Below are 25,029 nucleotides of genomic sequence, written 5' to 3'. Positions count from 1 at the left end.
ATGGAGATTCAATCATTCTTAGGTACAGGCTGGAGCTTTCCGCCTTCTTTTGACAAGGTAGGCCGCACCGCCATTATGGTATCAGATATTGCTGATATTGAAGAAAGCATTCGCATCATTCTCAGTACTATTCCCGGCGAACGACTGATGCAGCCCACCTTTGGCTGTGATCTGAATAAGCTGGTCTTCGAAAATTTCGCTTCTTCACTGATGGGTGAGATGAAGCATATGATCTACTACGCACTCCTGAATTATGAACCAAGGGTGAAAGACGTAAACATAGAATTACTGAGCAGGGATGAACTGAAAGGAATACTGCACATTCAGTTGAATTATACGGTTATCATTACCAATACCAGGCATAATCTCGTATATCCGTTTTACTTCCTGGAGGGTACGAGTCTTACATGAAGCACCTCTTTGACTATATCAGAGATGGGGTCACTCAATCAGAGCGTTACCTGCCCGCCTTACATCCATCGTATGTAAAGATCGATGATCGTAGTTCCGCAGACCTGCTCATGCAGCTCGTGGAGTTTTCAAAGCAGATCCGGTATTATAACCTAAAAAATGAACCAGATGGTCACTGGCAGGAATTTCTGCAGGGAGACCTGCGGATTGTATTACAATATATCGCACGATTAGATTTTGGCGATTATCAGTCCTTACAGCAGGACATTCGTCAGGGACTTGAAAAAGCAGGCAATGAAGAACAACTAAGGGAAGGATTGACAGCCCTGTTTGATCTGTTATATACCATCGCGATCTTACTGGGCCATCAGCTGCAACTGGCCAGAACAGCAGATACAGCGGCCGCCTTCTGGAATTACATCGACCAGGTGATGGACAGTGTGGAACTCGATGTGTACCATCTGTTGAGCTACGAAACCCAGGCACAGGCACTCTTCCAGCCAGGGACGATCTTACATACAGTCGATCCGTCAGTGTCATTCGCCAGAATTGCACAACGGGCTGCAAAGGATCCACATCCCGGTACCTTTCTGGGTTATGAATCCCTGAATGAAATCTACAACCGCCTTCGTGCCACGTTCTATCAGGTGACCAGCGCCGCCAGCCGGCAATTGAAATTGCTGGAACCAGCACATCAGCATCATCCGCATATCGGGCTGTTGCTCGCATTTCTTGAATTATACAAACAACTGCAGCAACAGATCAACGGACTCACGGCACGGCATCTTGAGTATTATTATACGACGGTACTCGGCATCCCTTTTAAAAAAGCAGAACCAGATATTGTACACGTGCTGATAGTGCCAATGCCCAATGCCCCTAATCAGGTATTGCCGGAAAATACCCTGTTCCCTGCGGAACTAGTGAAGGGGAAGCCCCCTGTGCTATTCCGCCTGTTGTTCAAATTGCCCGTATCGCAGACAAAACTGGTCGCCCTCCGAACCGTATTTGTCGGTCATCACAAACAGATAAGGGCTCGTGACGATGCGCAACAGGATATGGTAGAAACACAGGTATATATGAAGCAGCAGACCATCTCAACTGCATCCGCCTATTTGCCGGATGCACCTCCTGTACAGTCATGGCCTATGCTGGGCGAAGAACAGGCTGAACTGGGAAACAATAACCGGACCATGGATATCCTGTCTATGGGTTTCATACTGGCTTCACCGGTATTGTGCCTCGAAGAAGGTGCCAGAACAGTGACGATTCATTTATATGGCACACCAGCAAGTTTTGAAAAGCTCAATAGCTATATTTCCAATCTCTCTGCTGTAATGAACAGAAAGGAAGATGTGTTAAAAGCGGAACTGCTCTCCTCCGCATTCCAGATCTATTATACCGGGCCTGAGGGATGGCTGTTGATAAAGGAATATGCAGCAAGGTTTACAACAGATAGTATACAGGTTTCATTTACAATAGGGATGACCGCTCCACCAGCTGTTGCATACAATCCCAAACTGCATGGCGAAAAGTACCAGATTGTACACCCGATGGTAAAGATCGAGCTCAATAACAACAGCTTCCATCATCCCTATTCTTACCTGCAATACCTGAAACTGGACAGGGTCACTATCCATGCAAAAGTAAAAGGATTCAGGTCGGTGCAGTTGCAGAATAATGTAGGCCCGTTGAGTGCGGCGAATCCATTTCAGTTATTTGGACCAGCCCCGACTGTCGGCAGCTACCTGCAGATCACAAATGCGAATATCTTTAACCGGTATACGAAACAGTTTGCCCTGCAGCTGGAATGGCTGGACCTGCCTGCTGTAGAAGGGGGCTTTGATAGCTGGTATGCAGATTATCATGCTGGCATAACAAACGATGCTTTCCAGGTAAGCCTGAGCAATATGCGGGATGGCGCCTTTCTGCCTGCAAAAGAAAAACGGCAACAATTTCACCTGTTCCAATTAGGGCAGGATAAGAAATTGTTAGAAAAAACAGACATCCGGAATATAGATTTTGTCAGAATAAATTTCAATAACAGTCCGCGGAAAAGTAGTTACTACGAAGATGGCGTGGTGAGACTGGAACTCACTGGACCACCAGATGCTTTCGGGCATCGCCTGTATACGCAGCTGTTTCCGGAGGTTGTTACCCACAATGCGAATAAATGGGCCAAAAAGCGCCGCATCCCAAATCCTCCGTATATCCCCCTGGTGAAATCTATCACAGTGGAGTATGACCTGGAACATACAGAAGTGTTCAAACCAGAACTAGTGGAAGATGTGAATCGGCATACAACCTTGTTACATATCTATCCTTTTGGGTATAGACTAGCCTATCCGCAGGCAAATGAATCAGAATTTACTTTGCTGCCTGAATTTGAACATGCAGCGAATTTATATATCGGGCTGGATAATGTAAAACAACAGGAAACCCTTTCGTTCCTATTTCAGCTGGAAGAAAAATATTATTCCGACACCACCAGCACACTGCAAAGCTATCAATGGAACTATCTGCATAATGACAAGTGGTTGCCACTGGAGCAACAGCATATACTGGCGGATAGTACACAAAGCTTTATCCGCAGCGGCATCGTTGTATTAAAAATACCGATGTTGGATGCCGGCGGCCATACCCGTCTGGAATCAGGTATTCAATGGCTGCGGTTGTCCTGTACGGAAGCTCCGACTACACGCCCAATGGTGAAGGGCATCTTTCTCAATGCAGGCATTGTGAAAAGGGAACAGGCAGACACTGCAATCAGCACAAGTCTTCCTCCCTTATCTATCAAAAGCCTGCAGAAAGAAGTGAGAGGTATACAGCAGGTCTACCAACTCTTTCCTTCCTTTGGTGGCAGACCAGCTGAAACAAAGGAAGAGTATTATGTACGTGTGAGCGAAAGGCTCCGGCATAAGAACAGACCAGTATTAGGCGTAGACATTATTCAAATGGTCCTGGAAGCCTTCCCGGATATTCTCATTGCCAAGTATATCTCGAATCATGAAGATACAGGGCCAGACCTGCAACTGATCGTGGTACCCCGGCTACAGGAAGGAATGGAAATGCCGGAGCCCAGAACTGACCTGGCCACACTTTACAGCATCCGTGATTATGTAAAAAGTCTGATGCCCCCCTATATGGAAGTAGCCGTACACAACCCGGTATACGAGAGGGTAAAGGTGATCTGCGATGTGCGGTTTTATGACAATGATAGCAACTATTACCTGAACAGAATGCAGGATGACATCCATCACTTCCTGACCCCATGGCTATACGATAAAGATGCAGACCTGAGCATCGGTAGCAGGATCTACCTGACAGACCTGATCAGTTTTATCAGGAAACTGCCATATGTAACATACATGACAGCATTTTCATTAATACACTTTTTTACGGAAACGGATCCAAAAACGGGGGAAAAAACATATTGTGCCCTGGATACAGCTTTGGAAGATGTTGAATTTATCATGCCCTCCACACCCGGAGCTGTATTAATCCCCACCAATCACCACCTTATCAATGTTATCAGCGAATCGATTTACAGGGAGCCTGCACCCATCGGCATCAATGGCCTGATTACCGGCGAAGAGATGATAGTAGGCAGAAAGCTGCTGCCCAATTATGGACATACAGCAGATAACAATGATATGGAAGGAGAAATGATACGATTAAGTATTCACTCAAAATAATTACATTATGGCATCTAAAACCTTAGGCAGAGAAGAGCTGAAAGAGCATTTTAAAAATGGGAAAGTCCCTACGGAAATCCATTTTGCCTTCCTGATTGATTCTGCCATCAATAAGCAGGAAGACGGGTTTGCGAAAGATGAAGAAAATGGCTTACAGGTAAAGGCGTTGGGTACTTCTACCAAATTGATCAGCTTTTACCGTAATACAAACGATCAGTCGCCATTTTTCATGATGGAAAAAGATGAGCGCACCAGCCCGGCCCTGCGTATGCAGGCATTTACCACAGAAACAGAAGAAGTAAAGCGGGATGCGCAAAGTGTATTTCTACATTCCAATGGCAGTATGGGGGTGGGAGCACCCTGCGATGAAAACACCCGATTGCAGGTCAATGGTTTTATTGCCATGGAAGGCCGTGTAGGCAATTATATGTGTGGCACGATACCCGCCAATGGAAAATGGCAGGATATACTGAAGGATCTCAATAATTGCCAGGCGATGGAGGTGGTGGCTAGAGTCGGCATAAAGAATACCGGCCGGTTTGCCATCATGCATGCCATCGCTGTGAGCGCCTTTGGTAATGGGCGCAATACCATTCGTAGTACAGATGCATACTATGGTTTCTTCTGGAACAGACTACGCCTGCGATGGAAAGGAAATACAAAAAATTATAGCCTGCAGTTGCGCACAAACAGCAACTATGGTAAAGGCGTAGAAATTCATTACAGGATCACCCGACTGTGGGATGATACTTCGTTCTTACCTGCTGAATGTTATCACTAATGAACAGTAAGCCTATACAGATCAAAAAGGAGGGACCCTCTGATTATGAGAAACTGAGAGATGAGGCACTGAGCATGGTGCAAAAGTTATCCGGCCATATCTGGACGGACTATAACATTCATGATCCGGGGGTGACCATGCTGGAACAGGTGTGCTTTGCGATGACGGACCTGCGGTACAAAACAGGTTTCCCTATAGAGGAAATTCTGGCCGGCCCCACAGGACATATCGATCCAAAGGCACATGCCTTTTATAACAAAGGAGAAGTGCTGAGCTCAGGTCCGGTTACCACTGCCGATTTCTGCAAACTCCTGCTTGGGCAGGTAGTGGGTGTAGAGCAGGTGTGGATAGAACCCGTGGTTGCGAAGTCTGGCAGTACAATCTGTAAAGGTATCTTCAATGTATTGGTACAGCCCGATGAAAATATTACCACCACCGGTCAATACGATCAGCTGAAAGAAGATGTTAAAGGTTGTTTGATGCGGTACCGCAGCCTGGGAGAAAACTTTGAAGACATTACGATACTTCGTCCCCTCAACATAGCTATTAAGGCCGCAATACTGGTCGATGGCAAACAACAGGTAAAGGAAACGCTGGCTTACATCTGTAATACGATTGAGCAGACTATTCATCCCCCGGTAAGATTTCTCTCAGAAGCTGAATTGCTCGCGATGGGAAAAACCACGGAAGAAATCTACTCAGGGCCCTTGCTGTCCGGCGGCTTTATTCCTGATGAAGATCTCAAACCATTAAGGATACAGGTAGATCCTGCAGAACTAATCAAAGCCATTTCAAGCCTGGATGGCGTATTGCAGGTGAAGTATCTGTCTCTCTCCCTGGATGGTAAGAACTTTAGTAACAAACAGGTGCGCATACCATCCGGTTATTTTGCGTCCGTCGATATCAGTAATAGCATGAATGATATCAGCATCGTTAGTGATCAGTATGAACATCATTCGCAGGACGCACTTTTCTGGAATGTATTCGAGCGGATCAAGGAAATCCGGAAACGCCATTATACAGGACAGCAGGTAGCCATGATCGATACTACGCTACAGAGTGCATACCGAGACCTGGGCAAGTATTATTCTATACAGCATTTTTTTCCTGCTATTTATGGGATAGGACGGGAAGGCATTTCCAAAGATGAAACAAATGCAAGAAAAGCACAGGCGAAGCAATTAAAGGGATATTTGTTGTTTTTTGAGCAGGTACTGGCCAATTATGCGGCGCAGCTGGGCAATATCAGCCAATTCTTTTCCCCTGCGGAGAAACCTACCTATTTTTCCCAATCCCTGGATGACGTGCCGGATATAGCACAACTATTGGATCCGGGATACCTGGATGCATTGCCACAGGCCGGAAATTCGGACGAACGGAAAGAGGCTGTTTTAGACCATTTAATTGCCCGGTTTAATCTGCCCCTGCTACCATATCCAATTACCCTTTTTCAGCGCCTATATGGAGGCATTACCACCCTGGAATGGAAGGCAGGATTGCTCAAGAAACTGCCCGATTTGATGTATGCACGTATGCAGGCAGAAGCTGGTGGGTATCAGGAAGCCCTGCGTCAGTTATTGTACTTTCACCAGGAACAGGACGAACGACTGACGGCCGTATTTGAGAAATCCCACCTGAGTATCACTAATGATCATCCTTCGGAGGAATTTACGGTGTATGTATCCGATGAGACAATACATGTGGTAAGTGAAATTCCACCGGATGAAGAGGGTTATTATTTCGGGCATCAGCCGCTGCATTTACTCAGGTATGGTATTGATCCGGTACATTATAAAATTGTGGAAAACCACGATCATTATCTTGTATTATACAAATCGCCCGGTCAACACACCTGGCAGGCAGTAGCCCGGCATACCACCCGGCAGGCAGCCCTCGATGCACAAATAGCCATGATCCGGCATCTCAAAAACATCAGTATACAATCAGAAGGGTTTTATGTGGTGGAACATACCCTGCTCAAACCCTTGTTTACAGATCCTGTCTATGGTTTCAGGGTCAAAAACAGTAAAGGAGAAGTGTTGAAAGAAGCACAACACCTCACCTTCGCAGATAGAGAAAAAGCCCTGGAGCATGTAAGCGGGCATATAGAATTCTTTGTGATGGCCACTCCCTGGCATGTGCTGCCTGAATCTTTCTTTAAGTTTAATATTACCATTGTACTCTCCGCATGGCCGGCCAGGTGCCAGTATGAAGAGTTCAGACGATTCACCGAATCACTGTTCCGGGACCTGACACCTACACAATACAGATTGAAATTCCGATGGCTGGGCGTAAATGATATGCGGAAATTTGAGACCGCCTATTTTGATCAGGACAATAAAGATAAATTACTTGACTTTCTCACATAAGATACAGCAGATAGTGATGGATGCGACCTTTACAGAAAGGGAGCTGGCTGGTGAACTGCAGGACAGGATCAGCCGCGTGTTCAATCAAAGTATAGAACCGGCCACGGCCACATTGTTCAACCAATTGGGCGCGAACGGAGAAAGTGTGTGGATAGAGCGGCTGGAACTGGATCTGGGTGAGCTGGCGTATGACAATTTTGAGCAGCAAATAACGGATCGCATGATCGCAGCACTCCGGGATGCACTGGAAGGCAAGCTGGAACTGGTGACACAGGATACCGGCAATCTGTACTTCAAAGATGAAACGGAACGACTATATGCCTTGCTGGAACATTACCTGCTGACAGGTACATTGCCATGGTGGGCAGATAGTAGCGAAGGCGCATTGCTGGATGAATACATGATCCGGCTGACCACCACTACCCCGGATCGTTTCGGCAGGTTTATCATTGGCATTAGTCAGACAGACTATGTACTGCGTCGGATTGTCTACCACTTTTCCCGCCATACGCTGGAAAAGCTGATCACCTTGCTGGAACCGGATCAGGCGGAGTTCATCTACGGTTACATCGCCAATGTGCTGATGCTGCAACAGCAACGGCCAGCGGTTAAAGCCACGCAGGAAGAATTTGAAAAAATGGTGTGGCTGTTTGTACTCACTTATCTCGTAACAGATAACAGTGGTCAGTTCAACAGGAAGACGTTCATTCGCCGTAACCTGGAACAACTGGCGCATCACTTCAATATCGGGTATATACGATTGCTGTATACTTTCAGACAGGCATTGATCTTTTATAAAAAAGAAATACCGGCAGGTTCACTGGCTGCCCTGATCAGGGAACTGTATGAAGAGAAATTCTCTGATGTGTCGCCTACTATTGCGACTACACGGGAATCGGTACTGGCGTATTTTTTACTCGTCACATCCGGAGATGTCATGGTTCGGCGTATATTGGATCCCTATGGTCCCAACGTACCGCTGCCGGCATCATGGATCGGGTACGACACCATACCGGATCAATCGGATAGGGAAGAGGTATGGCAACAGGCCGTGTTCCTGATCACCTTATTCCTGGGCGGTGAATCCCTGCCATATTGGTTTACACAACTCCAACCCGGTTTGCAGAATGGCCTGTTGCAACAGGCGGTTATATTATTGTACAGGAAAAGAGCTGTGTTATTATTTTCCCTCTGGGAGAAGTCGGTGCGGTTCCCCCAAATCCGCCTGAGAATGCACCAGCTGTTTGCCAGACCAGTCACTCCATTGGAAGAACAGATTCAAAAACAACTGGCAGAATATGTAGAACGGGATACCATCCGTTACCTGCAGGAGACATTGAATGACCACCAGCCGGATAGCTTTATAGAGATCTGGCGCAAAGCCATCGATAAAAAACGATTTTACACACAGGTATTGCAGGCGGCACCGGCTATACAACGAGTTGCCCATTTACTGAGAGAAGAAGAATTCTGGTTACTATTGGCAGATGCACCCCTATTCTCGGTGGATATACTGAAGGAAATGCAGGAAGAACTCGTACTGCTGGGTGCCGACAATATTGAAAGGGAACGGATCCGTCATTTATTCAGGATCTTTAACCTGCAATGGCTGGGAGGGAAATTGATCCTGAAAGATGTGGAGCAATATAAAAAGGCTTTACACGATTTCCTGAAACAGTTTGATGAAAGAGCAACCCGTCGTATATTACAGCCAGTAACACCAGAAATTCCAAAGAAGAAGATGGCTACATCAGAACAGGAAGGTATACGTATCAACAATGCAGGATTGGTACTATTGCATCCTTTTTTCTATACCTACTTCAACCGGTTGCAATTATTGCAAAATGGTAAATTCGTAGATTCTATGGCGCAACAAAGAGCCATTCGGTTATTGCAGCTACTGGTAGATGGCAGGACTGATCATGCGGAACATGAACTGGTACTAAATAAGATCCTTTGCAATTATCCGCTGGAACAACCATTGACATCAGAAATTGAAATTACGCCACCTGAAAAGGAATTAGCCGTCCAGCTCGTCAACGCCGCCATTCAGCAATGGGAGAAAATGAAAAACAGTAGTGTAGACAGTTTTCGCGCCAGCTTTCTACAGCGTGAAGGATTGGTATGGCAGGCACAGGACGCCTGGTTTCAAAAAGTGACCCCGCGGGGATACGATATTATTTTACAAACCCTGCCATGGAGTTATGGTATGATCAAAACTTCCTGGACAGATAAATTCTTTTATACGGAATGGACACCCTGCTGATCAGTTCTAATGCCACCGTTTTACAACAGGAGTTTGCGTGGCTCAGAGAGGTACTGGAAGTTCGCATGCAGCAATACTTTGAAAAAAGTACTGTATCATTCCCTGCGCCACCGGCATTACCTTCCGATGATTCAGTGTACGCGCGGATCCTGCAACACTACAATGTCACCATCCCCGAAAGGATCTTATTATTACTCGCACTCGCTCCGCATATCCAACCACAGCTGCTGGATATCTTTTATCTCAGGAACAGCACTTACGATAGAGGGTTTACTGAATTTGGAGGTATCAAAGGCCTGCAACACGGGGGCTTTCTGCCTACCGGAGAAACCGCCGCTTTTGTAATAGCAGGCGATCAGCTGGAACAGCGATTCCTGTTGCATCAGTTATTAGGCCCCGATCATTTCTTTGCCAAACATAATATCCTGCGTATTCAACCCGCACATGCAGATGAACCATTCTTTAGTGGCGCATTGCAGGTCACGAATGAATACCTCAGTTATTTCACCTTAGGTACACCTCATAAACCTGACTACAGTATACACTTTCCTGCCAAAAGAATTGAAACGGGGCTGGACTGGAACGACCTGGTACTGGATGAACGAACCATGGCCGAAGTCGATGAAATTAGAACCTGGGTTGAATACGGACAGACACTGCTGCAGGACTGGAAAATGAGTAACAAGATCAAACCCGGCTACAGGGCATTGTTTTATGGACCTCCCGGTACCGGCAAGTCATTAACAGCCTGCCTGTTGGGTAAGACCTTCGGGCTGGATGTATACCGTATTGACCTATCCATGGTCGTATCAAAATTCATAGGAGAGACAGAGAAAAACCTGGCGGGTGTATTTGATCAGGCCATCAATAAAAACTGGATACTATTCTTTGATGAGGCAGACGCATTGTTTGGGAAGAGAAGCAACACCACCTCTTCTAATGACCGCTATGCAAATCAGGAAGTAGCTTACCTGTTACAAAGGATCGAAGATTTTCCGGGATTGGTGGTACTGGCTACAAACTTAAAAGCAAATATAGACGAAGCGTTTGGTCGCCGCTTTCAGTCGATGATTTATTTTCCTGTACCGGGGCCGGCTCAACGTGAACGGCTCTGGCAACAATCATTCCCCGCACATGTGACCATGGAAGACGCATCTCTGCTATCTGAGGTGGCTAAAAAGTATGAGATGACTGGTGGGGCTATTATCAACGTATCGCGGCATAGTTGTCTCGCTGCTATAAAAAGAGGCGATACATCCATCTTACAAAAAGATATATTGGCAGGGATCAGGAAGGAGTTTGGAAAAGAAGGAAAAACAATTTAGGGACTGGCAAAAAATGCCAGCCCCTGTTTTTATTATTCATCCTCTCCGCTATTCTTCATTTTCATGAGCACAGGATAAGCATTGTTTATCACATATTCTCCTTCAGGTAATTCAGTTTTGATTTCAGTAAAACCATCAGTATGCGCGCCGGGTTCTACAGGCACCATGGTATACATATAGCCGGTATCTGCTTTGAACACATAGTTTTTACCCTGCCACTTTACAATCGCAGCATCCGGTAATGCTTTTACCTGCGCATTGTTCAAGGCAATTTCAGCATTCATAAACATACCCGGTACCAGTCGTTTGTCGTATTTCTTTAGATGACAGTGCACTTCTGCAGCATGTGTTTCATCTACCCCCTGTGTAATAAAGTGTACTTCCGCCTGGTATTTTTCACTGCCGTCATTTGCCCAGGCAATCACATCCTGCCCATGACTGATCTGAGAAAGGTCTTTCTCAAATACAGTAAGACTCAGGTGCAGGTCCGCCGGATCCATCAGTTCAAACAACACATCAGTAGGTGCTACATACTTGCCGGTGTTTACATTCACCTTTCTTACAAACCCACTGATGGGTGCGGGAATGCTGATCTGGCGGCTAATGGTTGATGATTGCAGGGTTGCCGGATTGATGTTGATCAGGTGCAGTTTCTCGGAGAGAGCACGTACGATCACCTTCTGGCTTTCATAGTCGCTCTTTACCTGTTGCAATACCTTGTCGCTGTTCGCCTTGGACTGGTTCAGCTCCTGCTGGCGGGCAAAATCTGCTTCAAGGAAGGTCAGCTTGTTTTTTGCCACAAGGTAGTCCTCCTGTAACTGTACATACTGCGGATCTTCCAGCACAGCCAATATTTGTCCTTTCTTTACCTGCATACCCGGCAGCAGGTTCATGGTCTTCAGATACCCACCCAGTGGGATGCTGATAGACACAAGGTTTTGAGGAGGTACGTCGATCACACCGTTCACCCGTAGTGAGGTATGCATCTGTTTCAGTTCAGGCTTGCCGGTGATGATACCTGCATTCTTTACCTGTATAGCTGACAATTGTACGATATTGCTGCTATCTACAGCTCCCGTTTTGGTCGCTTCCTTATTACCGGATGAAGAGTGACAGCCGGTAATGATGATTAGTGAGCCTGCAAGAACGTTTAATATATCCCGCATGTTGAGTATTTAAATGAGTTAGTTAATTCCGCTGATTTTCTCGATGGCAAAAGCGGCATCGTTAGTTTCTATGATCAGATTATAATAGTTGCTGCGTGTTTCGATGGCCTGATTGATCAGGATCGTCCATTCGAGGTAACTGCTTTCTCCACTATACAATCGTTTGTTCGCACCTTCGATCAGTATACCGGCATTGGGCAATTGGATAGAAATATATGATGCTAACAGCTCCTGGTAGCGGTAATAGCTGGTCAATGCCCGGTTCAGTTCCTGGTCCAGTTGCTGTTTATTAGCTGCCATTTCCTGTTGCTGCTGTTGAATGAGGATATTACCTGCCTTGATACGCGCACGCTGCGCACCACCAAAGATAGGAATGCCTACACCTGCACTGACTGCGGAGAACCGGGTGTCGCTACCGTAATACCTGTCAGTTCCCGTTACATTCTGGTAACCGATAATGCTGGTATTTGCAAAACCTAAATTAATAGAAGGCAGCAATCTGCTCTTTTCCAGTTTGTATTCGGCACTGGTCGCATCGAGGTGTCGTTGTTGCAGTTGCAGGATAGGGGAGTTGTTCAGGCTATTGCTGTCTGGCAGTGCTGCCGGGTGGTATACCAAAGTATCACTTGCTGGAACCACAGGCGTCGTGCTATTTAGCAACACACGGAACAACTGTAATGCGGCGTTATAATCTGTTTGCAGGATGGCCAGTTGCGAAGCGATTTGTAAGCGCTGGTTTTCTGCCGTCGCTTTTTCCAGTGCATCGGTATCACCTGTTTTGAGTCGCAAGGTCGCTTTGGCTACAAAGGCCGCATATATGCTATCCGCGTTTTGAAGCAGTCGCTGTTTTTCCTGTAATACCAGCAGCAGGTAGAAGGTAGATTTCACCTTTGCCTTCAACTCATTCTCCATGTTACGGGTACTGGCCTGACTGATCTGCCATTGTGCAATACCCAGATCACGCTGGCGCTTGTACACAGTTGGAAAATAAATCCCCTGGGAGATGGTGAACCGGTTATCATTCGCCATACTGTTGATGTGGCCATATTCCGCACCTATTTGTGTCTTCTCAGGATTGAAACTGCTCTTGCGCAACATCGCATAATAATCTTCCCCTGATTTAGCTGCTTTGATATGCAGGTTATTTTTTACCGCCAGATCCAGTGATTCCTGCAAGCCAACCTTTTGTTGCGCATTCACGGCTGTTCCAACCAACAAAAGTATGCCCACAGCAACCCCTTTTTTATAAAAACGGAATCCTTTTTCAAAAAGGATGTATAATACGGGTAATACAAAAAGTGTTAGCATAGTAGATATGATCAAACCACCGATCACCACGGTGGCCAGTGGTTTCTGTACTTCTGCACCAGCACCTGCACTGACGGCCATCGGAATAAATCCCAGTGATGGTACCAATGCTGTCATCAATACCGCACGCAGTTTAGCCTTGGTCGCATGGATCACAATACGGCGTACGTCATGCCAGCCTTCACTCTTCAACCTGTTAAATTCATTCACCAGCAGGATACCATTCAATACCGCCACGCCAAAGAGCGCAATAAAACCCACGCCGGCAGAGATACTAAACGGCATATCACGTATCCATAAAGCAAAGATGCCCCCGATAGCAGACAATGGAATCGCTGTATAAATAAGCAAACCCTGTTTCACAGACTGGAAAGCAAAATATAATAACAGGAAGATCAGCAATAACGCGATCGGCACTACGATAGCTAAACGCTGTTTGGCATTAGTCAGGTTATCGAAAGCGCCACCGTATACAATAGAGTATCCTAAAGGCAGTTTCACCTCCGCAGCTACCTTCTGTTGCAGCTCCTGTACAATGGTCTGTACGTCACGACCATTTACGTTGAAACCGACAATGATACGACGGCGGGTATTTTCACGCTGAATCTGGTTCGGTCCTTCGATCTCTTTGATTTCCGCCACCTGGTAAAGTGGTATCTGCATACCATTGGCAGCTGGCACCAGCAGGTTTTCTACATCAGAGATGTTCTGTCTTGCTTCACCGGCTAACCGCACCACCATGTCAAATCGCTTCTCGCCCTCATAAACCACACCCGCACGCTGACCAGCAAAGGCCGCATTCACAACCCTGTTTATGTCGCTTACATTGAGCCCATAGCGGGCCATGGCATCCCGGTTGTAATTGATCACGATCTGTGGCATACCGGTTACGCTCTCTATATAAATATTCACCGCGCCTTTCACAGTGTGGATGACCTCACCCAGCTTGTTCGCATAGAATGCGAGTGAGTCAAGATCTTCACCAAAGATCTTACACACCACATCCTGACGGGCACCTGTCATCAATTCATTGAAACGCATCTGTACAGGAAACTGAAATCCAACGCTGAGACCCGGTACCACAGAGAGTGCTTCCGTCATCTTCTGAGACAATTCCGGGAAGGTCTTTGCAGAGGTCCATAACTTTTTATCTTTCAGGATCACCATCATATCTGCTGCTTCCAGCGGCATAGGGTCTGTAGGAATTTCCGCACTACCTATTTTCGTCACGACCTTTTCTACTTCAGGGAATTCTTTCAATAAAATACCAGAGGCCTGCTGCGTAGCATGAATAGTCGTTTTCAGGTTACTACCTGTAAGCAGGCGGGTTTCTACGGCAAAGTCACCTTCTTCCAATTGTGGGATAAACTCACCACCCATTTGTCCGAGTATGATCACTGCTGCTGCCATCAATACCACGCAACCTGCAATAATAGTCTTTGGAAAGTTCATTACACGGCTCAACAGCGGTTGATAAAACCGTTCCAGGCGTGCCATCATTTTATCGGCCAGTGAGGCCTTATGAGAGAGCTTTTTATTCAGACACAGGGCGCTCATCATCGGTACATATGTAATGGAAAGCAGGAATGCGCCCAAAATGGCAAATGCCACGGTAAATGCCATTGGTTTGAACATCTTACCTTCAATTCCCTGCAGGGAGAGGATCGGAATATATACAATGAGGATGATGATCTGACTGAATACAGCGGATCGGATCATCGTTCCCGTGCTTTTATTCACCTCCGTATCCATCTGCTCCTGCGTGATGTTCGATAACTTAGAATGTGAAAACCGATGCAGAATTGCTTCCACTACGATCACGGTACCATCTACGATCAATCCGAAGTCAATCGCACCAAGACTCATCAGGTTACCACCTACTCCAAACTTGTTCATCAGGATAATGGCGAACAGCATGGAGAGGGGAATTACGGAAGATACTATCAGCCCAGCCCTGATATTACCCAAAAAGAACACCAGCACAAATACCACGATGAGCGCACCTTCCATCAGATTGTGCTCAACAGTCTGAATAGCATTGTTCACCATTTTGGTACGATCCAGGAATGGCTCTATGACCACCCCCTCCGGCAAAGCCTTTTGTATTTGTGCTACCTTCTCTTTCACTCTTTTGATCACCGCAGAGGAATTTTCTCCTTTCAGCATCATCACGACTGCACCTGCGACCTCGCCTTCTTTATTAAAACACATAGCACCATAGCGGGTGGCAGCACCCAAACGTACTTCTGCCACATCGCGGATAAGCAGGGGTACACCGTTGCTGAGATTCTTTACAACAATCTTTTCAATGTCAGCAATACTTCCCGTCAGACCTTCGCTTCGGATATAAAGTACGGTAGGGCCTTTTTCAATATAGGCACCACCGGTATTCTCGTTATTCTTTTCCAGTGCGTTAAATACATCAGCGATGGTAAGGCCGTAAGCTTTGAGTTGTTCGGACCGTACAGCGATTTCGTATTGCTTCAGTTCACCACCAAAACTACTTACATCTGCCACACCAGGTGTACCGAGCAGCAGACGGCGCACTGTCCAGTCCTGCAGGGTACGGAGGTCCATAGGGGTGTATTTACCTTCATACCCCTTTTTGGGCCTTACAACGTATTGGTAGATCTCACCAAGCCCGGTGGTCACCGGTGCCATTTCAGGCTTTCCTATGCCATTAGGAATAGCATCCTGCACCTGTGCCAGTCGCTCGGCAATCTGTTGGCGGGCCCAATAAATGTCGGTCTCGTCGTTGAAAACGACAGTAACGAGCGACAAACCAAAGCGGGAAAAGCTTCTGAGTTGTTTCAGACCCGGTATATTACTACAGGATTGTTCAATCGGAAAGGTAATCAGTCGCTCTACATCCGGGGCGCCAAGAGCAGGAGATACTGTAATTACCTGCACCTGGTTGTCCGTAATATCGGGCACTGCATCGATGGGTAAACGGGTGACTTCAAAAGTGCCCCAGCCGATAAGGGCAATTACAAAAAGCCCAATGATCAGCTTATTCTTTACAGAAAAGCTAATTATTTTATTAAGCATAATATATCAGATTCGATCAAATAGAAATTTCAGGAAGGCGACCTTCCTTAGCAAATAAATATGTAAGAAGCGATTATACCCGTGGAGGACGGAAAAGGGCACTGGTTGCAGGATTGGGCAGTCGATCGTGATCCGGCTCCGGATATTTTATAGTAATATTGGTTGCCGCCTGTAGTTTGAGATTTGTAATTTTAGCGAATGGTATGAATACCTGATGAACGGTTGTGGTACTTACTTTTTTGAAGGGCAACTGGTTATCACGTTCCTGGTCACCGTCATTGTCATCCTTCCCACAGTAGTGCATCGAAAGAAACTCCACCACGCTCAGATTTCCATCTTGTGCGCGATGCTCAATATAGTGCATCACCAGTACCGGCAGCTTCATGAGCTGGTCAAAGGAGAGGGTGTGCAGCGTAAAGAGACCCATTAATATGTACAGGCGTAATTTTCCCACGACAGAGCAAAGATAAATATTCTATCTTTACTCCGAAGCCTTATCTTAAATTATGCAGGAAGATATACTGATACAAATCGGAAACAAGATTAAAGAGATTCGTAAAGCTAAAGGGATCACTGTGCAGGAACTGGCCAGCAAGGCCGATGTGAGCAAAGGCCTTATTTCACAGATCGAGAATAACCGTACTATTCCTTCCCTGCTGGTATTGATGAATATTATTACTTCGCTGGATCTGGACCTGAATGAATTTTTCAAAGGCATCGAGCAACAGGCGACCGCATCGCATGTGATTGTGAAGCGGAGCGAAGACTACTATGAATTCGAAAAGGAAAAGACAAAAGGGTTTAAGTACAAGCGCATTATGACGCGCAACCTGAAGAACTTCCCGGTAGACATCGTGATGCTGGAACTGAAGCCAGGCGCCAAAAGAACAAATATGGTCAAGACAGAGGCCTACGAATATAAATATATTGTACAGGGCACCGTTGAGTACCTGATCAACAATGAGAAACACACCTTATATGCTGGTGATTCCATTTTTTTTGATGGCAGACAGGGACATCGACCAGCCAATATCGGGGAGGATACTGCCTTAATTCTGGTAGCTTACTTCTTTATTTAACAGGAGTTTTTTAAAAAACAACATACCCATAATCAAAAGTACCCCACCACCCAGGGTCATTATGCAGCTAAACTGGGCCATTGTATCCGACCACTTCACTGTTTTAGCAAAGAATTCCTTATAGAAGAGTATTCCAACACTGCCGAGGTAGCCAAGAGCATCGCAGAGGTATACAAAATATCCGGCGTTTGCACGGATGTGAAACAGCGCAATCATCCTTTCAAAGAGAGCGACCTGAACGGGCACATATGATAAAAATAGTCCCATGCCCAACCACAACATCCAGCTAAATCCGGAGATGAGGTGTACATGATATAATAAGGTACTAATACCTCCCATACCAATACCAGCAATGATTACCCCCATAGTTACATGAAAAGCTTTTTCATTATTCTTGATTAAACTGAGTGCGCCGACAGCCAGGAGCACAAAAATGCTACAGATTACTTCGGTTTGGGCGAGGACAGTTTTGTTCCAGTGTGCATCAAGTTCATTCCAGATCTCTACGGAAAAGTTATCCCTGAAATCGCGCATGGTAGCAAGCATACAATAGACGATCATGATACAGGCAATACCTGGCCCATACTGGCGGAGCACATTCGTTTTGTCTGCCTGCGTCATGGGTGGTCGTTCTGCACGTAATGCTTTATCTGCTTCGGAAGGAGCGGGAATAACAGAAAGCATCCACACAAAAAAGCAAAAGAAAGGAAATGCGATGGCGCCAATAATAAAGGGGAGCCAGAACTCTGAGATATTTGGAAAAAGGCTATGAACTTCCAGGTAGGAGGTTTTTAATATACCACTTGCCGCAATAATACTGATACTGAGCCCAATGGATAACATTTCAGTGTATTTACGGCCTTCGAGGAAACTAAAAACTACACCCCAGATCATCCCCAATGGGAGACCGTTGAAAAACAGGAAAATGAAATTATAGGGATAAGGTACAAGACCAAAAAATAACAGGGCAATAGCTGAAAAACCTACCAACCCAATAATGAGCTTTATCCTCGCTGCCGGCCGCAGTTCAGAAATGACTTTGATCCCTATGAATTTGGAAGTCATATACCCCAGTACCTGCGAAATGATCAGGATAGATTTGTACCCCATCCCAAATAGTGTGTATTCGGAATATAGACCTGTAGACATCGGTTTACGAAAAGCATACATACAAAAGTAAGTGCCAAAAGAAGCAACCAGGCACCAGATGGTGAACCAGGGGCCGGAAGCATTTTTAAGTAAACGATGCATAGGCGAGAAAGTTTAATATTTGTAAATATATTTTACAAAAGTTGAGATTAGGTTAAGCCAACATTAATTAAAAATTAAGTCTTTTTTACCTACCAGTCTCCTCTACAGCCTCATAATAACCATCCCGGTGAATTTTCATGCGACAAACACGGGAAATTTACCAATGTTTAGTATTAGTAAATCGCAGCTAATTCATAAATTTACTATTACTTAACAATTTGTTAAGCCCAACTAAACAATTTCTTTTAGATATTTGCCAACATGCAATCGCAATTCTCATCAAAAGAAGGGGATATAAACCTATCAGAAAGTCGCCAGCAATGGATGACCCGGCACACAGACCCCGCCACAACCGAACTACTGGCTGCAGATGCAAAAGTATTCCTACACCAGTCACTCTCTACCCCCTGCATGGATGTACTATCCGGCGCAACCGGCATATACATCATCAACCAACAGGGTAAAAAATACATGGACTTCCATGGTAACAGCGTCCACCAACTCGGTTACCAGAATAAATACATCACGGACAGGGTGAAAGCGCAAATGGATACCCTTGCTTTCTCTCCCAGGAGGTTTACCAACCAACCAGCTATCCGGCTTGCGGAAAGACTGACTACAGGAGACTTAAGCAGGGTATTATTTGCGCCGGGTGGCACCTCCGCCATCGGAATGGCATTAAAACTCGCCCGCGTGGTTACAGGAAAATACAAGACCATCTCTATGTACGATTCCTTCCACGGCGCCTCCATGGATAGCATCTCCGTAGGTGGGGAATACCAGTTTCACCAGGATATCGGGCCCCTCTTACCCGGTAATATCCATGTTCCGCCACCAGATACACAACGAGGCATCTGGAAAGATGAAATGGCCTATGTAGACTACATTGAATACGTCATCGAAAAAGAAGGCGATATCGGCGCATTGGTAGCCGAAACCATTCGCAGCACAGACGTGATCATTCCATCTGTTCAATACTGGAAAAGACTGAGAGAGATCTGTACCCGCCATGGGGTGCTGCTGATACTGGACGAAATCCCTATCTGCATGGGTCGTACCGGCACCCTCTACGCCTGGCAGCAATACGATATCATACCCGACATTGTTGTATTAGGAAAAGGACTGGGCGCAGGGCTGGTACCCATGGCCGCCATGCTCTGTAAAGAAGAATTTAATAAAGCCGCACATATATCACTGGGGCATTATACCCATGAAAAGAACCCATTAGGCGCCGCCGCCGCGCTGGCTGCACTGGACTACATGGAAGAATATAAGGTATTGGATCACGTAATGGAAATGGAAGCACATATCCGTTCCCGCCTGAAAAGTTATTCTACACGAGGCAAAGGAATGCTCTGGGCAATAGAAGCGGACAATGCTGAGCAGGCATTGTACCGCTGCCTGGAGCAGGGTCTTAGTTTCAAAGTATCCAGTGGCAAGGTATTATCGCTATACCCACCCCTGATCACTACCAAAGAAGAAATGGACCACGCTCTGGACATCATAATCAACGCTATATGAAAAAACTTTTGACTGGCTGTATCTTATTATTGCCGACTTTCCTGAAAGCACAGGAGAAACTGCCTAAAGGTATCGAACACGTCATCATCATCGGGGTAGATGGCATGAGCCCTGATGGGATCAAACAGGCAAAAACACCTGTGATGCATAACCTCATCGCCCACGGCGCCGTAAAGTGGAATGTAAGGACTGTACTACCCAGCAGCAGTAGTCCCAACTGGGCCAGTATGATCATGGGTGCGGGTCCTGAACAACATGGCATTACGGACAATGACTGGCAACGCGACAAACATTCGCTGCCACCGGTAGTAGCCAATGACGAAGGTATCTTCCCTACAATATTTGGCGTACTTCACCAGCAATACCCCAAAGCCAATATCGGCGCGGTATACCACTGGGACGACTTTGGCCGCCTGTTCGAAAAGAAAGCCGTTAGTCATGACCGTCATTTCAATACTGAAGACTCCACCGCTACTGATTTTATTCAATATATCCGTGCAGAGAAACCACTCTTTGCCTTTGTTCACTTCGATCACGTAGACCATGCGGGCCATGAATATGGCCATGGTTCTCCCTTATACTACCAGGCAGTTGCCAAAACCGATTCACTCATTGGCCGCATCATGGAAAGCATTCCACCAAACACACTGGTGATCATCACCGCAGACCATGGTGGTAAAGGCAAAAGTCATGGCGGCGCCACACCGGAAGAAGCCGAAATTGCCATGATCTTTTCTGGCAAAGATGTAAAACCCGGTTATGTGATCACACAACCTGTATACACATACGACCTGGCTGCCACCATTGCATTTGCCCTGCATGCCAGGCAACCTTATGCCTGGATAGGCCGCCCTGTAAAGAGCGCTTTTGAAGGATTTTCAGAACCACAAAACTAATCTCATGTCTATATCCACCTTATCCTTTACTGCGAATGGCATTACTTACCAACCGCCAGCGGCCCCCATTGTAGTGATCTGCCTGGATGGTTCTGCCGATGAATACCTGGACATTTCACTCGCTTTTGACCACATGCCTCACCTGAAAAAGATGACTCAACAAGGCTACAGGGGAATGGTCAGAGGGGCATTGCCCTCTTTTACTAACGTGAATAATTCGTCTATCGTCACGGGGGTTACACCTGCTGTACACGGTATCTGTGGCAACTTTTTCTATGATGCAACACTGGACCAGGAAGTGATGATGAATTCCGCTTCTTACTTACGTGCAGAAACCCTGCTGGCAGCAGCAGCAAATGCAGGTAGAAAAGTGGCGGTGGTCACAGCGAAAGAGAAGTTGCGCGATATATTATCACATAATATGCAAGGCATTGCGTTTTCTGCAGAGAAAGCAGCAGCAGCTACTATAGCCACACACGGCATCGATGATGTAGAACAATTGACAGGTCAACCCACACCCGCCATTTACAGTGCAGATGCCAGCCTGTTCGTCTTACGGGCTGGCAATGCTTTGCTGCGTGCTGGCAGAGCCGATTTCCTGTACCTGTCACTGACAGATTTTATGCAGCACACCTATGCGCCGGAAGCACCTGAGTCTTTAGATTTCTATGCTGCCATCGATCATGAACTGGGTCAGTTGCTCGAAGCAGGTGCCATCGTAGGCGCTACTGCAGATCATGGTATGAATGCAAAACAATTACCTGATGGCAGTCCGAATGTAATCTATGTGGAATCCCTGCTGGATGAACAATTCGGTAAAGGCAGCCGCGTCATTTGCCCGATCACCGATCCCTATGTAAAACATCACGGCGCATTGGGTTCTTATGTAGTCGTGCATTTAAAAGATTCTTCCCGGACAGATGAAATAGGCCGCTGGTTGCTGGCACAACCGGGTATTACAGAAGTGTATGACCGCGAAACCGCTGTACGACTCCTGGAACAACCTGCCGATCGTACCGGTGACCTGGTGGTATTGTCCGCCCGCAATGTTGTGCTGGGCCGTACTCCTGCACACCATGACCTGAGTGCGCTGGATAGCGGACTTCGTTCTCATGGCGGTCGTTATGAGGAAATGGTGCCACTGCTCATTTCTCACCCGCTGAATACAACCTATATGCGAAAAGCGGCAGGTGATGCCCGCAACTTTGATGTATTTGATTTTACAATTAATGGAACCGGTAAATAAACTATCCCTGCATTGCTATGCGGCGGGCAAAATAATAGAGGGCACGGATCAGCTCACGATCCGTAGCCCTTACGATAACAGGGTGATTGGTACCCTCTCCACGGTAAAAGAAGCCGATACACTGCGCGCTATTGAAACAGCTTTACAGCCCAAAGCGATTATGAGCCATTTTGAGCGCTATCAGGTATTGAATCAGGCCCAAATACTATTAAGCGCCAGAAGAGCCGAATTTGCAGCTTTAATTAGCGCAGAATCGGGTCTCTGTATCCGGGAGGCCATGTACGAAACGGGGAGAGCGATCGATGTGCTCATGTTTGCCGCTATTGCCGCCCTGCAGGAACCCGGTCAGGTCTTATCCTGCGATGTCTCTCCACAAGGCAAAGCGAGAAAGATTTACACTGTACAGGAACCCCTGCCACTGGCGGTTGCGATCACCCCTTTTAATCATCCCCTGAACCAGGTGGCACACAAAGTAGCACCGGCATTAGCAGCCGGTACCCCCGTGATCCTGAAGCCTTCTGAAAAAACACCGCTGACTGCCGTACGCTTTGTGGAATTACTATATGAAGCCGGATTACCGCCACATATGCTCAGCGTATTGCTGGGACCTACTCATGAGGTAGCAGGTATCCTGGTTAGTGATCCAAGAATTTCTGTCGTTTCTTTTACTGGTAGCGTAGCGGTGGGTAAGCGCATTGCACAAACTGCCGGCTACAAAAAAGTGATCCTTGAACTGGGTGGCAATGATCCGCTGATCATACTCGACGACGCGGATATGGAACTGGCCGTCACCCTGGCCGCTGAAGGTGCATTTCGCAATTCAGGCCAACGCTGCACCGCCGTAAAGCGTATATTGGTACAGGAAAATATCCATGACGAATTTGTGTCCCGATTTATCAAAAAGACCCAGACTTACGTCTGTAGCGATCCTGCCGATCCCAATACAATTGTAGGTACGGTAATCGACGAAGCTTCCGCCATTCACCTGGAACAACTGATTGAAAAAGCCGTGACACAAGGTGCAAATTTAGTACAGGGTGGTACCCGCAATGGCGCCCTTTTGCAACCTGCAATCCTGACACAGGTTCCGCGGAATGCTGAAATAGTGGTACAGGAAGCATTTGGTCCGCTCGCACCGATAATGGCAGTAGCAAACCTCGAAGACGCCGTGAACGTTGCCAATAGCACTGCTTACGGCTTATCGTCAGGTGTTGTAACAACCAACCTGCAACACGCCATGTACGCCATCAAACATATCAAAGCCGGTACTGTTAATATAAACGAAGTACCGGGTTATCGTATAGAACATTCTCCTTTCGGAGGTATTAAAGACTCAGGACTGGGTATCAAAGAAGGTGTCACTGAAGCTATGAAGACCTTCAGTTTCACCAAGACTTATTCCCTGCCATGGTAATACTATTCTTATGCAACAATTTGATCTGATCATAACCGGCGGCGGTATCCTCGGTACCTTCCACGCCTTTCACGCTTTACAAAAGGGATTGAAAGTATTGTTACTGGAAAGGGATAACTATCCCGTTGGCGCTACCGTGCGCAACTTCGGACAGGTAGTCCCTTCCGGTCTGGCAGATAAATGGTTTAATTACGGCCTTACAGGTCTGGCACTCTACAAATCTATCCAGCAGAAAGGCGATATCTCTGTAAGGCAGAACGGAAGTATCTACATCGCATCTGATGACGATGAGCAATTACTGATTCACGAGCTGAAAGCTCATTATGATAACATAGGTTATAATGCGCAGTTGCTGCCTGCAACTGCAATAAACGAACGGTACCCTGCTATCAAACGGGAATATGCGAAGGAAGCACTCTTCTTTCCTGATGAAGTGAGTGTGGAACCGGATAAGATGATTCATCACCTGCACGCATATATGAAAGAATCATTTAAAAATTTCGGGATCTCATATTACACACCCGTTACGGCGATTGAAGAAACACAGGGTCAAATTAAAGTCAATAATCAGTTCCTGGCAAATAAAGTCATCATCTGCTGTGGCCATGAAGGCAAACTGCTATTCCCTCACATCTTCACCAACAGCGGTCAGGTAGTAAGCAAACTCCAGATGCTGCGCACCATCCCCATGCCTGAACTACAGCTGAATGGCAATATACTTACAGGCCTCACGATCCGCAGGTACGAAAGTTTCGCTACTTATTGCCCTTCTTTCAACCACGTTCAAACCCCACCGCATTATGAAGAACTAAAAAAGTGGGGCATTCATATTTTATTCAAACAAGCTACAGACAATAGCATCATCATTGGCGACAGTCATGAATATGCACCCATCAGCCAGTCCGACGATTTAGGTTTCCATACCAATCACTATATCAATGAACTGATCCTGGAAGAAGCTTCACATATCATTAATATAAAGAACAAACAAATCGCTACCTGTTGGAGCGGCTTCTATGCACAACACAATGAAAAGAACATCTTTGAATATGACATCACCCCGCAAATCCATATCCGTACAGGGATAGGAGGGAAGGGCATGACTGCAGGTGCGGGATATGCTAAGGAAAGTGTGGACCTGCTTTATGGGAATTAATACCCAAACTGCGGAAAATTATTTTCATCGCACGTCGTTCCGGGGCCGTGAATACCGGTCCCGGACACAGGCACAGGTTTTGCTTCTATGTCTGAGT

The 25,029-nt window shown here is 46.4% G+C and carries 16 protein-coding genes; 12 read left to right on the top strand and 4 right to left on the bottom strand.

The window, feature by feature from the left end; genetic code table 11:
- The 6 genes from SIO70_RS21260 to SIO70_RS21235 are packed head-to-tail and all read left to right on the top strand — an operon-like array spanning position 1 to position 10,847.
- Positions 1 to 411, top strand: a complete 411-nt coding sequence (locus SIO70_RS21260; protein WP_320574104.1) for a GPW/gp25 family protein — start codon at positions 1 to 3, stop codon at positions 409 to 411.
- Positions 408 to 4,106 carry a hypothetical protein gene (locus SIO70_RS21255; RefSeq protein ID WP_320574103.1) on the top strand — a complete coding sequence of 1,233 codons (3,699 nt, stop codon included), beginning with the start codon at positions 408 to 410 and terminating at the stop codon, positions 4,104 to 4,106. Before SIO70_RS21260 ends, SIO70_RS21255 begins: the two co-directional genes overlap by 4 nt.
- A gap of 7 nt (positions 4,107 to 4,113) precedes the next feature.
- Entirely contained in the window at positions 4,114 to 4,887 is a 774-nt protein-coding gene (locus tag SIO70_RS21250) for a hypothetical protein (protein WP_320574102.1), read from the top strand.
- On the top strand, positions 4,887 to 7,256 hold the full coding sequence (locus tag SIO70_RS21245; protein WP_320574101.1) for a hypothetical protein: 2,370 nt from the start codon (positions 4,887 to 4,889) through the stop codon (positions 7,254 to 7,256). Before SIO70_RS21250 ends, SIO70_RS21245 begins: the two co-directional genes overlap by 1 nt.
- A complete protein-coding gene (locus SIO70_RS21240; RefSeq protein ID WP_320574100.1) occupies positions 7,240 to 9,522 on the top strand; it encodes a contractile injection system tape measure protein in 2,283 nt (760 codons plus the stop codon). Before SIO70_RS21245 ends, SIO70_RS21240 begins: the two co-directional genes overlap by 17 nt.
- Complete coding sequence (locus SIO70_RS21235) at positions 9,507 to 10,847, top strand: ATP-binding protein (RefSeq protein ID WP_320574099.1); 1,341 nt, start codon at positions 9,507 to 9,509, stop codon at positions 10,845 to 10,847. Before SIO70_RS21240 ends, SIO70_RS21235 begins: the two co-directional genes overlap by 16 nt.
- Positions 10,848 to 10,879: 32 nt before the next feature.
- Here the strand turns inward: SIO70_RS21235 and SIO70_RS21230 are convergent, their stop codons facing one another.
- The 3 genes from SIO70_RS21230 to SIO70_RS21220 form a co-directional block, all read right to left on the bottom strand.
- Complete coding sequence (locus SIO70_RS21230) at positions 10,880 to 12,013, bottom strand: efflux RND transporter periplasmic adaptor subunit (protein ID WP_320574097.1); 1,134 nt, start codon at positions 12,011 to 12,013, stop codon at positions 10,880 to 10,882.
- An 18-nt stretch (positions 12,014 to 12,031) separates the two neighbouring features.
- The gene (locus tag SIO70_RS21225) at positions 12,032 to 16,369 is read right to left on the bottom strand and encodes a CusA/CzcA family heavy metal efflux RND transporter (RefSeq protein WP_320574096.1); all 4,338 of its coding nucleotides are present in this window, start codon (positions 16,367 to 16,369) and stop codon (positions 12,032 to 12,034) included.
- Between the two features lie 73 nt (positions 16,370 to 16,442).
- Positions 16,443 to 16,823 carry a hypothetical protein gene (locus SIO70_RS21220; RefSeq protein ID WP_320574095.1) on the bottom strand — a complete coding sequence of 127 codons (381 nt, stop codon included), beginning with the start codon at positions 16,821 to 16,823 and terminating at the stop codon, positions 16,443 to 16,445.
- A 52-nt stretch (positions 16,824 to 16,875) separates the two neighbouring features.
- Between SIO70_RS21220 and SIO70_RS21215 the strand changes: the two genes are divergently transcribed.
- A complete protein-coding gene (locus tag SIO70_RS21215; protein ID WP_320574094.1) occupies positions 16,876 to 17,448 on the top strand; it encodes an XRE family transcriptional regulator in 573 nt (190 codons plus the stop codon).
- On the opposite strand, the gene SIO70_RS21210 is transcribed toward SIO70_RS21215, so the two are convergent.
- Entirely contained in the window at positions 17,419 to 18,699 is a 1,281-nt protein-coding gene (locus SIO70_RS21210; protein ID WP_320574093.1) for a DUF5690 family protein, read from the bottom strand. The genes SIO70_RS21215 and SIO70_RS21210 overlap by 30 nt on opposite strands.
- 261 nt (positions 18,700 to 18,960) lie before the next feature.
- On the opposite strand from SIO70_RS21210, the gene SIO70_RS21205 reads away from it, so the two are divergent.
- The 5 genes from SIO70_RS21205 to SIO70_RS21185 are packed head-to-tail and all read left to right on the top strand — an operon-like array spanning position 18,961 to position 24,932.
- A complete protein-coding gene (locus SIO70_RS21205; RefSeq protein WP_320574091.1) occupies positions 18,961 to 20,220 on the top strand; it encodes an aspartate aminotransferase family protein in 1,260 nt (419 codons plus the stop codon).
- A complete protein-coding gene (locus SIO70_RS21200; protein ID WP_320574089.1) occupies positions 20,217 to 21,116 on the top strand; it encodes an alkaline phosphatase in 900 nt (299 codons plus the stop codon). The genes SIO70_RS21205 and SIO70_RS21200 overlap by 4 nt, the downstream gene beginning before the upstream one ends.
- 4 nt (positions 21,117 to 21,120) lie before the next feature.
- The gene (gene phnA, locus SIO70_RS21195) at positions 21,121 to 22,362 is read left to right on the top strand and encodes a phosphonoacetate hydrolase (protein WP_320574087.1); all 1,242 of its coding nucleotides are present in this window, start codon (positions 21,121 to 21,123) and stop codon (positions 22,360 to 22,362) included.
- On the top strand, positions 22,331 to 23,776 hold the full coding sequence (locus tag SIO70_RS21190) for an aldehyde dehydrogenase family protein (protein ID WP_320574085.1): 1,446 nt from the start codon (positions 22,331 to 22,333) through the stop codon (positions 23,774 to 23,776). Before phnA ends, SIO70_RS21190 begins: the two co-directional genes overlap by 32 nt.
- Positions 23,777 to 23,786: 10 nt before the next feature.
- On the top strand, positions 23,787 to 24,932 hold the full coding sequence (locus SIO70_RS21185; RefSeq protein WP_320574083.1) for a TIGR03364 family FAD-dependent oxidoreductase: 1,146 nt from the start codon (positions 23,787 to 23,789) through the stop codon (positions 24,930 to 24,932).
- Positions 24,933 to 25,029 lie beyond the last annotated feature (97 nt).

It is taken from the genome of Chitinophaga sancti (assembly GCF_034087045.1).
Classification (GTDB): domain Bacteria; phylum Bacteroidota; class Bacteroidia; order Chitinophagales; family Chitinophagaceae; genus Chitinophaga; species Chitinophaga sancti_B.
The sequence above is the reverse complement of the archived record's forward strand: the minus strand, read 5'-3'. Positions and strand labels throughout refer to the sequence as shown.

Bases quoted from the DNA above. Each gene is read 5' to 3' on its own strand.
- SIO70_RS21255 (WP_320574103.1), top strand. From the start codon at position 408: ATGAAGCACCTCTTTGACTATATCAGAGATGGGGTCACTCAATCAGAG.
- SIO70_RS21235 (WP_320574099.1), top strand. From the start codon at position 9,507: ATGGACACCCTGCTGATCAGTTCTAATGCCACCGTTTTACAACAGGAG.
- SIO70_RS21245 (WP_320574101.1), top strand. From the start codon at position 4,887: ATGAACAGTAAGCCTATACAGATCAAAAAGGAGGGACCCTCTGATTAT.
- SIO70_RS21215 (WP_320574094.1), top strand. From the start codon at position 16,876: ATGCAGGAAGATATACTGATACAAATCGGAAACAAGATTAAAGAGATT.
- SIO70_RS21260 (WP_320574104.1), top strand. From the start codon at position 1: ATGGAGATTCAATCATTCTTAGGTACAGGCTGGAGCTTTCCGCCTTCT.
- SIO70_RS21200 (WP_320574089.1), top strand. From the start codon at position 20,217: ATGAAAAAACTTTTGACTGGCTGTATCTTATTATTGCCGACTTTCCTG.
- SIO70_RS21225 (WP_320574096.1), bottom strand. From the start codon at position 16,369: ATGCTTAATAAAATAATTAGCTTTTCTGTAAAGAATAAGCTGATCATT.
- SIO70_RS21250 (WP_320574102.1), top strand. From the start codon at position 4,114: ATGGCATCTAAAACCTTAGGCAGAGAAGAGCTGAAAGAGCATTTTAAA.
- SIO70_RS21210 (WP_320574093.1), bottom strand. From the start codon at position 18,699: ATGCATCGTTTACTTAAAAATGCTTCCGGCCCCTGGTTCACCATCTGG.
- phnA (WP_320574087.1), top strand. From the start codon at position 21,121: ATGTCTATATCCACCTTATCCTTTACTGCGAATGGCATTACTTACCAA.
- SIO70_RS21205 (WP_320574091.1), top strand. From the start codon at position 18,961: ATGCAATCGCAATTCTCATCAAAAGAAGGGGATATAAACCTATCAGAA.
- SIO70_RS21230 (WP_320574097.1), bottom strand. From the start codon at position 12,013: ATGCGGGATATATTAAACGTTCTTGCAGGCTCACTAATCATCATTACC.
- SIO70_RS21185 (WP_320574083.1), top strand. From the start codon at position 23,787: ATGCAACAATTTGATCTGATCATAACCGGCGGCGGTATCCTCGGTACC.